The organism is Trinickia dinghuensis (assembly GCF_003367175.1).
Taxonomy (GTDB): Bacteria; Pseudomonadota; Gammaproteobacteria; order Burkholderiales; family Burkholderiaceae; genus Trinickia; species Trinickia dinghuensis.
Window position 1 is genome coordinate 37,495 of record NZ_QRGA01000012.1, and the last position, 12,002, is coordinate 49,496.

Below are 12,002 nucleotides of genomic sequence, written 5' to 3' on the forward strand. Positions count from 1 at the left end.
CGAACGGCCGACGTCGCGCTTGCAAGCCCCGCGCACAGCCTTCGATGCACTACACTTTGTACCGTTGTCCGACGAATTCATTAGGGTCTCGCCGGCGATGTTCATTGTCTTGCGGCCGCGAGAACTACTAGGTGCAAGGAACTGCACGGTCCGGGCGGATGTCCGAGCTTTCCACGTATCCATTGCGCGAGGAGAGTCGTAGATGACCAAAGCGAGACAGCAGCTTGTGGGCAGCGAGCGTGCAGCCGTCAAGGATTCGAAGCGCCTAGGGCCGATCGACCCGGACGAAACGCTACGTGTCGTGGTTACATTGCGCCGGCGCGGCGCGCGCGAGTTGGAGGAGCTCGCGCGGCGCGCCGCGCATGGGCAGCAGGCCGAGCCGCTGTCGCGCGAAGCGTTCGCGCAACGCTTCGGTGCCGCGCCGGAAGACTTCGCCAAGCTCGAGGCGTTCGCGCGCGAATATCGGCTCGCCGTCGAGCAGCGGGATCCCGGCGCCGCGAAGGCCGTGCTGTCCGGCACGGTCGAACATTTCCAAGCGGCGTTCGGCGTCGAGCTTTTCCACTACGAGCATCCCACGCTCGGCCCATTTCGCGGGCGCACCGGTCCGATCACGATTCCGGCCGACATCTCCGGCGTCGTCACGGCCGTGCTGGGCCTCGACAACCGCCCGCAAGCGCGCGCGCATTTCCGCCTGCGCACGGGCACCGGAGACGGTCCGATCATGGCGCGCGCGGATTCGGCGCAGGCGTTTACGCCGGTGCAACTCGCGGCGCTCTACGATTTCCCCGATGGCGACGGAGCCGGTCAATGCATCGGCTTGATCGAACTGGGTGGGGGATACGAGAAGTCGGATCTGTCGGCTTACTTCGGCAGCCTCGGCGTGGCGGCGCCACAGGTCGTCTCGGTTTCCGTGGACGGGACGGACAACAGCCCGTCGGGAAACCCGAGCGGCCCGGACGGCGAAGTGACGCTCGACGTCGAGATTGCCGGCGCGATCGCGCCTAAAGCGACGATTGCCGTCTATTTCGCGCCGAACAGCGATGCGGGCTTCGTCGATGCCGTATCGCAAGCGCTGCACGATGCTACGAACAAGCCGTCGGTCTTGTCCATCAGTTGGGGCAGCCCGGAAAGCTCATGGACGGATCAGGCGATCGCTAGCTTCAACGACATGCTGCAGTCCGCTGTCGCGCTAGGCGTCACGATATGCGCGGCCGCAGGCGACAGCGGGTCGAGCGACGGGGCTTCCGACGGGGCCGATCACGTCGATTTTCCTGCGTCGAGCCCTTACGTGCTCGCGTGCGGCGGCACGCACATCACGGCCCGCGCGGGAAGCGCGGCGATTTCGAGCGAGGTTGTCTGGAACGACGGCGCGAGCGGCGGGGCGACGGGCGGCGGCGTGAGCGCCCGGTTCACCCTGCCTGCTTGGCAGGAAGGGCTCGCGGCGGCGCGCGTCGACGGGCCGCCCGTTTCGCTGGCCAACCGCGGCGTGCCCGATGTCGCCGCCGACGCTTCGCCCACTTCGGGCTACGAAGTGCTGATCGACGGCCAGTCGGTGCCGGTCGGTGGAACGAGCGCCGTAGCGCCGCTGTTTGCCGGCCTGATCGCACGCATCAACGCGCTATCGGGCAGGCCCGCGGGTTTCGTGAATCAGAAGCTCTACCAAGCGGCGAGTGCGTTCAACGACATTACGTCGGGAGACAACGGCACTTATGCGGCCGCCGCCGGATGGGACGCTTGCACGGGGCTCGGAAGCCCGAAGGGGCGCAATATCGCCACGGCGTTGGGCGTTTCCGCGTCATCGAGCGCTTAGGCACTTCGGCAGTTCGAACGTAGTGGGTGATCGCCAGCGCGCTTCGGGCGGGGCGCGCCGGCGCTTTAGCAGCAGTTCGTCAACGCAGCCGCGCGCGCTCGAACGCGCGCCGGCCATAACCGATGGAGCGATTACGATGAATTCCGATACGGGCAGCCCGCAATCGACTCACAACGCTCACGCCCCGTCGCCGGGCAGAGCCTCGATGCCGCATGTCTTCCTTCACCGGCGGAACGACCAGCCGTTCAATGACGACGTCGCCTACGGGATGGGCCCAGACGATTTTGTGGTCGACACGAGCGAGGCCGCGGCCGTCACTCACCATACGATCACGATCGGCGGCCGCAGGATCGACTACACCGCGACGGCCGGGCACCTCGTGACGGTGGACGAATCGAGTTCGAAGCCGAACGCGAAGATGTTCTATGTCGCGTTCACCGAAGACGATCAAAAGGAGGAGGCACGGCCCGTCACCTTCTTCTACAACGGCGGCCCGGGCTCGTCGTCCGTCTTCGTGCTGCTCGGCTCGTTCGCGCCCAAGCGCATCAAGACGTCGATGCCGGGCTTTACGCCGCCGGCGCCTTATTCGCTCGAGGACAACCCCGACAGCCTGCTCGACAAAAGCGATCTCGTTTTCATCAATCCGGTCGGAACCGGCTATTCTGCGGCGATTTCTCCGAACAAGAATCGCGATTTCTGGGGTGTCGACCAGGACGCCCGTTCGATCAAGCAATTCATCAAGCGTTTCCTGACGAAGAACGATCGCTGGAATTCGCCCAAGTACCTGTTCGGCGAATCGTACGGCACGGCCCGCAGCTGCGTGCTCGCCTACATGCTGCATGAAGACGGCATCGACTTGAACGGCGTCACGATACAGTCGTCGATTCTCGATTACACGCAAGCGGGCAATCCCGTGGGCGCGCTACCCACGGCGGCGGCCGATGCCTGGTACCACAAGCGTCTCGGCGTCGCGCCCACACCGACCGATCTAGGCACGTTCGTCGAGGAAGTCGCGCAGTTCGCGCGCACCGATTACATTGGGGCGCTGCGCAAATTTCCGCAAACAGACGACGCCGTCGTCGAAAAGCTGTCGCAGTACACGGGTATCGACAAGACGACGCTGCTCTCCTGGAGCCTCGATATCGCCGGCTACGACAGCCGCGGCAATTCGCTGTTTCTCACCACGCTGCTCAAATCGAAAGGCGTCGCGCTCGGCTCCTACGACGGGCGCGTCACCGCGATCGATACGGGTATCGCGGGGCAGATCGATCCGAATTCCGGCGGCAACGATCCGACCATGACGGCGGTGACCGGCGTCTATACGACGATGTGGAACGAGTATCTGAACGAGCAACTGAAGTACACGTCGACCTCCTCGTTCACGGACTTGAACGACCAGGCCTTCCAGAACTGGGACTTCAGCCACATCGACCCGACGGGGGCGCAAAAGGGCAAGGACGCGCAGGGGAACGTCATTCTGTATACGGCGGGCGACCTGGCGGCGGTCATGGCGCTGAACGTCGATCTGAAGGTGTTGTCGGCCAATGGGTTCTACGATTTCGTGACGCCGTTCTATCAAACGGTCCTCGATCTCCAGCAGATGCCGCTGATCGAGCAATCGGTGCGCAACAATTTGTCGGCGCGGTTCTACCCGTCCGGGCACATGGTGTATCTCGACGGCGGGTCGCGCACGGCGCTCAAAGCCGATCTCGCGAAGATGTACGACACGGTGGGCAACGACGAGCCGGCGATGGCGCGCGTTCGCATCTTGCAACAGCGGCATCGTGCATAGGGCGAAGTAAGTAGAAAGCAGAAAGTAGAAAGTAGAGGCAACTGGACTCGACGAGACCAACCAGACGCAACCGATAGAGCGGCAGCACCGAACGGTCTGCCGCTTTTTCATGTGCGCAATGGTAGCGATACTTAGCGCCATCACGGTTCCCTCCACGGACAAATTAAGTTAACGCGAGGTAGGCACGTGTATTGCTTCTGGTGTGCCCGCTATACCTCAGGGTCATGGCAGCCTCGGCGCGCAATGCGCCGTCGCTCATGCCGCGGCAGCGCGTCGCGGCATGAGCGACGGAACTGTCGCGCCTATGACAAACCGTTAGGAGGATTGAGTCCGTGGCGACGTACAAGGAATTACTGGAAAGAAAACAAGAGCTCGACGCCGAGATCGAGCAGGCGCGCAGGGCCGAGGCGGAAGCCGCTCTGGCAACCGTGCGCGAGACCATCGCCGCATTCGGGTTCAGCGCGGACGACCTGTTCGGCACGCGCCGCAAGTCGCGCGGCGCATCGAGCGGCGCACCGCGTTTTCGTCACCCGGAAACCGGTGAAACGTGGGGCGGTCGCGGGCCTCGGCCGCGGTGGCTGAAGGGCAAGGACCCCGAGCAATTTCGCGTGAGGGAGTAGCGGTTCGGGGCTGACTAACCGCGCGACGGACGGTAAAATTGCGCCTCGTTTCTCGTAAGTTTTTCCGGCCAGCGGTTGGCCGTCGATAACAAAATCAGACCTCGAGCCGTGCCGTCATGTCTCACTCCATCTTGCTTGTCGAGGACGACGCTCGTTTGTCCTCGCTCGTCGCAGGCTATCTGCGCAAACACGGCTACGAGGTCCGTACCGTGTTGCATGGAAACGAAGCAGTGCCGGCGATCGTCGAGTACTGCCCCGATCTCGTCGTTCTCGACATCAATCTGCCCGGCAAGGATGGCTTTGCCATTCTGCGCGAGGCGCGCGAGCGCTTCGACGGCGTGATCATCATGGTCACGGCCCGCGACGATCGCTTCGACGAAGTGCTCGGCCTCGAGTTCGGGGCCGATGATTACGTTCACAAACCCGTGGAGCCGCGCGTGCTGCTCGCTCGCGTGAAAGCGCAATTGCGCCGCTCACCTGGACGAGGCGGCGACGCGCACGATCAGCCGGAGTCGTATCGATTCGGCAAGTTCGAAATCAACCGCGCGACGCGCGCCGTCGCGCTGCCCGACGGCAGCGTGCCCGAATTGACGTCGGCCGAGTTCGATCTGCTGTGGGCGCTCGTGCGCAACGCGGGCGAGGTGGCGAGCCGCGACGATTTACTGCGCGAGTTGCGCGGCATCGGTTTCGATGGGCTTGACCGCACCGTGGACGGCTGCATTTCGCGGCTGCGGCGCAAGCTCGGCGACGATGCCGCCAATCCCCAACGCATCAAAACCGTACGCGGCAAGGGCTATCAGTTCAGCAAGGTGGCGTGGGAATGACGGCGATGCGCGAAGCCGCCCCCTTGTCGGCCTATCGCTACTGCAAATGGCGCTGGCTTCGCTTTCGCCGGTCGTGGACCGACACGCGCGCCGATCGCATCCCGAGCTGGTCCAAGCTTTATGTGCGCGCCTACCTGCATCTGCTCGGCCTCGTGACGGTCGTGCTCGCGGGCGCGCTGGTCGTGCTCGCATCCGCGCTCGGGCCGGGCGTGCTGCGCCATGCGATCGCTGCGTCGCCGGGCGGCATTTTGCCGATCGCGGGCATCGCTTGCGCCGTGACGGCCTATGCCGCGTATCGCTGGATTCGGCCGATCTGGCTCGACCTCGTGATGGTGCGCGAGCGCGCCATCGATTTCACGGGCGGGCGTTTCAACACGCGGGCGCGCGAATCGCACAGTGTCTTCATCGGCCCGCTCGCGCGCACCCTCAACGCGCTGGCCGCACGGATGGAGCGGCTCATTGCCGCGCAGCGCGATCTCACCAACGGAATCTCGCACGAATTGCGGACGCCGCTGGCGCGCACGCGCTTTGCGCTGGAAATCCTGCGCGACCCGGGTTCCGCGCTCGAATACGAAAGCGCGATCGCCAGCATCGAGCAGGACGTCACCGAACTCGACGAACTGATCGACATGAGCCTGACTTACGCGCGGCTCGAATACAGCTCGCTCCAATCGAATCTCGAGCCTACGCCGCTCGCCGCTTGGATCGAAGCCCAGGTGCGGGACTCGGCCGTGCTTTATGCCGACAAGGAGGTCGGTTTTACGATCGAGTTGGACGGGGAAGCGCGCGCGGCGATGGACAAGCGCCTCATGTCGTACGCCATGCGCAATCTATTGCGCAACGCCGGCAAATACGCGCACTCGCGCGTCGATATCACGCTGACGCTGTCTCACGGCAACGTCTCGATTGCCGTCGAAGACGACGGCCCAGGCGTGGCGGCCGCGGAGCGCGAACGGATTTTCGATCCGTTCGTGCGGCTGGACCGGCACACGGGCGGCTACGGCCTCGGGCTCGCGATTACGCGTCAGGTGTTGCATGCGCATCAAGGCCGTATCGTCGCCGCGGACCCACGGGTATTGCCGGGCGCGCGATTCGAATTGAGCTGGCCCGCCGGCAGTTAGACGTCGGCGGCAAGCGTCAGGCCGCGCACGACCTCGATCGCGCGTCGATACGTCACGTCGAAGCGCGCGCCCAGCCGCTCGAGCCCGCCGGTCTCGCCTTTCGACGCCGCGGCTTCGATTTCGGCGCAAAGGTCGCCGAGCGGGAGCGCGCCGATCGAGCGCGACGACGATTTCAGCTTGTGGGCGATGGCGCCCGCTTCGTGCGCGCGGCCTTCAGCCAGACGCGCACGCAGTTGATCGGCGAGCTCGGCCGAGCATTGCGCATACTCGACCAGGAGCGCTTGGACGGTTTCCATATCGTCGCCGACGATGTCCTTGAGGACGTTCAGGTCGACGATCGCTTCGACGGCGTCGTAGTCATTGTCATTGTCATTGTCGTTGCCGCTATCGTCGACGTCCTCGGTTTCGTCCACATCGACATCCACATCCATGCCTGCACCCGCGGTCGCATGTCTGCGTCGATCATCGCCGAACGAACCGGGTGCGCCTTTCGCGGCTGCCGGCGGGGCAACTGACCCGGCCCCCGCGGCGTGACTGCCGCGCCGCGACATCGTCCATTGCGCGAGCGCTTGGGCGAGCTGGTCCAGCTTGAGCGGCTTCGTGAGGTAATCGTCGATGCCGAGCGATTTGGCGCGGTTCGCCTCTCCCGTGATGGCGTTGGCCGTCAGCGCGACAATCGGCACACGTGTGTGAGCATCGCGTTCGTGGGCCTGATCCGCGCGAATCGCCTGAGCGAGTTCGTAGCCGTCGCGCCTGGGCATGTGCAAATCGGTGAGTACCAGCGTGTAGGGCTTCGTTCGCCACATTTCCAGCGCCTGCTCGCCGTCGACGGCCATGTCGGCGGCATAGCCGAGCAGCGCCAATTGCCTTGAAATCACGCGCCGGTTGATCTCGTCGTCTTCCGCGACGAGCAGCATGACGCCGTCGTCGGCCGGTGTCAGCGCGACAGCGTCGTGTCCGGGGTCCGCGGCGGCGAGCATCGCGCTGTCCGCGCGGCCGGCGGCGAGCGCGACGGCGTCGACGAGGACGCGTCGGCGCAGCGCCTGCGCGCCGATCGCGACGGTGTTGCCGGTGCGCGTCATCATCGAGAGGGGACGCGATGCTTCGATCAGCACGTCGCCCAAGACTTCGCCGCCGCCCTGGCGCGCGGTGCCTCCGTGCGGCGCGCCCGATGCGATCGTGTCGGCCAAGCAGCGCGCATCGTGCACGAGTATGCGCGGACCGCCGGCGCGCGAAAGGGCTTGCTGTGCGTCGTAGGCATCGGCGGCGATCTCGACGCGTGCGCCCGCGTGACGCAGATAGTCGGCCATATCGTCGCAGCGCCAGTCGGGCGAGGCAACGACGATACAGGCCAGCCCGCTCAAGTCCGTCGGCTTGCGCTGATCGGCGCCGTCCTCGGGATGAAGCGGCAGCTCGACCGTGAACGTCGACCCGCGGCCCGGCTCGCTTTGCACGGCCATGCGTCCGCCCATCAACGCGACGAGCCTGCGGCAAATCGCCAGGCCGAGGCCGGTGCCGCCAAAGCGGCGCGTCGTCGATGCCTCGGCCTGGCTGAACGGCTGAAACAGTTTCGCGAGGGTATCGGTGGTCATGCCGATGCCGTTGTCGCCGACCTCGAAGCGGACCTCTGGCACGGCGCCGTCGATCCGCATCGCCCGCAGCACGACATGACCTTGAACGCCCGCACGGCCCGCCGAGAACTTGATGGCGTTGCCGACGAGGTTGTAGAGAATCTCGCGCAAGCGCGTGTCGTCGAACATCGCGCTGGCCGGCAGCATCGGCGACACGTAAGTGCGCAGCGCGACGCCGCGCGCGTCGGCGACGGTGGCGAGCGACGACGCCAAACTGTCAACGATGTCTTCGATCGACGTCGGCACGCAATCGATCTGCAGCTTGCCCGCCTCGATTTTCGAAAAATCGAGAATGTCGTCGATGATCTTGAGCAGCGCCGAGGCGCAATCGCGAATCGTGCAGGCCATTTCTTTTTGATCGGCCGACAGCGACGAGCGCGTCAAGACCTCGGTCATGCCGATGACGCCGTTCATCGGCGTGCGGATCTCATGGCTCATGGTGGCAAGGAACGCGCTCTTGGCGCGCGACGCGCTTTCCGCGTCGGAGCGGGCCTGCTCGAGCTGCGCCGCCTTGGCGATTTCCCTGTCGTTGGCGGCGGCCAGAGTGACGAGCAGCGTCTTCGTGCGCCGCTCAGTGGCCACGATCAGTATCGTGAGGGCGACGGCGGCGGCCAGCAGCAACAAGCTGCGCGCGCGCCAAGCGGCCAGGTATTCGCTCGTCGAATAGCCGACCGCGACGGCCAGCGGATAGTCCTTCAGCGTGCGATAGCTGATGATGGTGTCGCGGCCGTCGATGAACGAAGCGGTGCGCAAATTGCCCGAACGCGCGTGGGCCAGCGCGCGCCGAAACGGATCGTTCGGCGGCACCGTGGCGCCGACGGCTTGATCGCGGCCCGAACGCAGCGCGCGAACGATATAGTCGTTCGTGCCGACCACGGCGACGACGCCGTTTTTGCCGATACGAAGGCCGTTATAGAGTTCGGTGAAATAGCTCGGATCCACCGAGACGACGACCACGCCTAGGAAGCGCCCGTCGAGCGAGCTGATTCTCTGCGAAAGCTGCAGCGACGCCTTGCCGCTCGCGCGGCCGATGACGGGCCTGCCGATCATCAACGCGGTGCTGGGATTGTGGACGTGAATGCGGAAGTGTTCGCGGTCGGCCAAATTGATCGGCGCGAAGCCGGTTAGCGTCGACGCGCGCAGATACCCTTGCGAATCGAGAACCGCGACCTGGACGAACACATCGAGTTTGAGCAGGCCCGAGCTCACGTAATAGGCGAGCGGAATCGACACGCCGTCGTTCTGCACTTGCCATGAAACGAGCGCGGCCACTTGTTCGGCTTCGCGCATCACGCGCACGGTATGCGCGGACAGCGCATCGGCGAGCGCGGCGGCTCCCGCGCGGGCGCTGCGAATTTCGACGTTCATGTCCCAAATCGTCAACACGCCGAGCGAGAGCCACAGCGACGCGATCAGCAGCACGGTCTGCAGCTTCACGTGTGCGAATCGGCGGCGCAGCGACTTAGGCGGCGAATCGATGGCCTGGGTCGGCGGAGGGTTCGAGGTGTCGAGCGGGGCGTCCATGTTCGATATTCGGAAAACGTGGAGGCAAAGCCGGGAAGCGGGCGATGCGCGCCCGAATGACGTTTATTACGGCGCCCGCCGCAAAAACTTCATACGGATTGTCACGGGTCGGCGTATTGGCTCATTGATATCGATCAAGGGAAAGCGGCGGCCGTTCGCACGGATATTGCAGACCGGCAGCGGTATCGCGTCTCGGCCGCCCCGCGGGGTATGCGCCGGCTTCGCCGCGCTCGCAGGCCTCAGGCCCACAGGCAAAATACTCGGCACTCTCACTCTCACTCTCAATACTCAGTACGTATGTCCGAGCTGGAAGTAGATATTGCGGCGCCCGCCCGGCGCAAGGGCAACGCCGAAATACAGGGGGCCGAACGAGCTCGTGACGCTCGTGAACAACGTCACGCTGCGTTTGAGCGCACCGCTGGCGAATCGGTCGCCTTGCTGCCAAACGTTGCCTGCTTCGAAGCTGACGCCCGCGTACAAGCCTTCGAGCGGCGCCGATTCGAACTGCATGAGTTGGTTCAAATACGTAAGCTGCGCGTAAAGCATCGAGTTGCCCGATAACTGATCGGCCGCGTAGGCGGACAGATGCTGAAAGCCGCCGAGCGTGAACCCGAGCGGGTTCGCCGCGTTCTGGCCGCCGATGTCGCCGCCCGCTTCGACGCTCGCGTTGAAACTGTGCCGGCCGAGGCTGACCGCCCCGATGGCCTTGCCGTAGAGCTCGATGAATGGGCTGCTTTGGCCGAAGACGGAGCGCTCGACGCGCAGTTCCGTGAAGTAGCCGGTACGGGGAAAGAGCGGATCGTCGAGCTGATCGATGACGAGCTTCGCCCGTGCCGAAACCTCGCGCCCGGAGACGTCGGGATACAGCAGCGAGCCGTCGTCGAGCGGGATGTTGTAGACGGCCGAACCGTACGCATGCGAGTAGGCCAGGCCGATGCGGAAATCCCCGAGCCGCGCGAGCGGAAGCCCGAAGTCGACCCCCACCCGCTCGCTTTGCAGGTGGTATTGGGTGAGGCGCACGCCCGTGTCGTCGTCGTAGATGCTCGCGAAACGCCGCTCGAATTCGGCGTACGGCGCGACGTAGTAGCCCATCGACGCCGAGAGCGGCTGACGCAGCTCGGTGTTGAACCGAAGCAGGTCGCTGCCGAGCGTGCTGTCGGCGCGCAGCTCGAGCCCGGACGGCGTCAGCCACGGGCGCCGGTAGCCGAGATTGAGCCTGAAACCGCCTTCGTCCTCCGAACTGCTCGATAGCCCGAGCCCGAACAGAAGAAAGTTGGGCCCCCAGGATTTTTCCTTGGCGTCGATGACGAGGCGGGGGCCATCTGGGTCGTCGATCAGCTGCTGCGTGGCGGTCTCGAAATCGCCCGAGGTGACGAGCGTCTGCAGATCGCGATTCACCTCGAGCGGGTCGTAGACCTCCCCGGGGTGCAAATCGAGGAACTTGCTGACGCGCTCGGCCGGGACGTCGCCGCGGGTATGGACGTCGATATGCGCAAGCCGAACGGGCTGGGGGCGGCGCGCAACGTGTGCCGCCCGATAGGCGGCATATTGTTCGGGCGTCAGGGCAAACCGCCGCAGTTGCGGCAATACGGCGCGCGCCGCGCTGGCGCCGGCTTCGATCGCCTCGTTCGCGCGGGCGAAATCGGAGAAGCTCAAGTTGCCGAGCGCCGGCTTGATCAGCACGTCGTTCGGCGTCAACTGGGCGCGATGCCGGCCGACGTTCTGGTGAATCAGGATGCCGAGCATCTGCTGCATGACGTCGGTCGGCGACGACAGCGCATCGAGCGGACGCAAGGGCGAGCTGATGTCGACGGCGATCAGGACCTGAGCGCCCATCGAGCGCGCGACGTCGGTAGGCAGGTTGTTGACGAGGCCGCCGTCGACGAGCGCGGCGCCGTCGAGTTCGGTCGGCGCGAACAGGCCCGGCATGGCCATGCTCGCGCGAATCGCGAGCGGCAGCGAGCCATGGTCCAGGACGACTTCGTCCCCCGTGCTCAGATTCGTCGCTATGGCCCGATAGGGAATCGGCAGGGTATCGAACGGCGCGTTCAGCGGCAGCGTGGAGGTCCATTCCTGCAGCAGCGCCTGCAGCCGGTTGCCTTGCACGAGGCCCGCGGGCAGTTTCACGCCGTCGGCGCCGAAGCCGACGCTGCCTACGTAAAGCCGCGAATCCTCGCGCTGCGATTGCGGCAAGTCGGCGCGCTTTTCGACGTCGAATGCGATGTCCGCGAGATTGACGTGCTCGAGCCGCGCTTGCATCGCGTCGGCGGTCATCCCGCTTGCGTACAGGCCGCCGACCACGGCCCCCATGCTCGTGCCGGCGATGCAGTCGACGGGGATGCGGCTTTCCTCGAGCACGCGCAGCACGCCCAAATGCGCGTAGCCGCGCGCCCCCCCGCCGGACAGGACGAGGCCGATCGACGGCCGCGAGCCGGGACCGCCTTGGGCGCGGCAAACCGCAGCTTGCGCGTGAGCGCAAACGCGGGCCGTCAGCAACGCAACGGCGACGAGCGCTAGCGTCGCGGTACGGCCGGTTCGTACCGCTCCCCGATTCGACAATGCTCGCCCCATGCCGCCCCAAAAAATACGAAATATTACACAGGTCGTCGCGACTTTCGAATGGGCCGGGCGGTTTTATTACAGCAGCCTTAGTGCCGCCTTAAGGCCGCCGCAATTCGGT

Annotated in this window: 7 protein-coding genes; 5 read left to right on the top strand and 2 right to left on the bottom strand. The window is 65.2% G+C overall.

The genetic code is table 11. The annotated features are described in order from the left end of the window. Nucleotides 1-202: 202 nt before the first annotated feature. The 5 genes from DWV00_RS21345 to DWV00_RS21365 all read left to right on the top strand — a co-directional run bounded on the left by DWV00_RS21345 (nucleotide 203) and on the right by DWV00_RS21365 (nucleotide 6,167). Nucleotides 203-1,810 carry a S53 family peptidase gene (locus DWV00_RS21345; protein WP_115535613.1) on the top strand — a complete coding sequence of 536 codons (1,608 nt, stop codon included), beginning with the start codon at nucleotides 203-205 and terminating at the stop codon, nucleotides 1,808-1,810. Nucleotides 1,811-1,946: 136 nt separating this feature from the next. Beyond that, nucleotides 1,947-3,602, top strand: coding sequence for a S10 family peptidase (locus DWV00_RS21350; RefSeq protein WP_115535683.1), 1,656 nt, complete (start codon nucleotides 1,947-1,949; stop codon nucleotides 3,600-3,602). Between the two features lie 332 nt (nucleotides 3,603-3,934). Then, a complete protein-coding gene (locus DWV00_RS21355; protein ID WP_245964973.1) occupies nucleotides 3,935-4,222 on the top strand; it encodes an H-NS histone family protein in 288 nt (95 codons plus the stop codon). A 116-nt stretch (nucleotides 4,223-4,338) separates the two neighbouring features. Next, the gene (locus DWV00_RS21360) at nucleotides 4,339-5,046 is read left to right on the top strand and encodes a winged helix-turn-helix domain-containing protein (RefSeq protein WP_115535614.1); all 708 of its coding nucleotides are present in this window, start codon (nucleotides 4,339-4,341) and stop codon (nucleotides 5,044-5,046) included. Nucleotides 5,047-5,051: 5 nt separating this feature from the next. Continuing rightward, a complete protein-coding gene (locus DWV00_RS21365; protein WP_425452814.1) occupies nucleotides 5,052-6,167 on the top strand; it encodes an ATP-binding protein in 1,116 nt (371 codons plus the stop codon). On the opposite strand, the gene DWV00_RS21370 is transcribed toward DWV00_RS21365, so the two are convergent. Together DWV00_RS21370 and DWV00_RS21375 are read right to left on the bottom strand one after the other, a co-directional pair. Next, nucleotides 6,164-9,322: an ATP-binding protein gene (locus DWV00_RS21370; protein WP_115535616.1), complete on the bottom strand. Its 3,159-nt coding sequence runs from the start codon at nucleotides 9,320-9,322 to the stop codon at nucleotides 6,164-6,166. The genes DWV00_RS21365 and DWV00_RS21370 overlap by 4 nt on opposite strands. A gap of 288 nt (nucleotides 9,323-9,610) precedes the next feature. Then, nucleotides 9,611-11,893, bottom strand: a complete 2,283-nt coding sequence (locus DWV00_RS21375) for a patatin-like phospholipase family protein (protein WP_115535617.1) — start codon at nucleotides 11,891-11,893, stop codon at nucleotides 9,611-9,613. Nucleotides 11,894-12,002 lie beyond the last annotated feature (109 nt).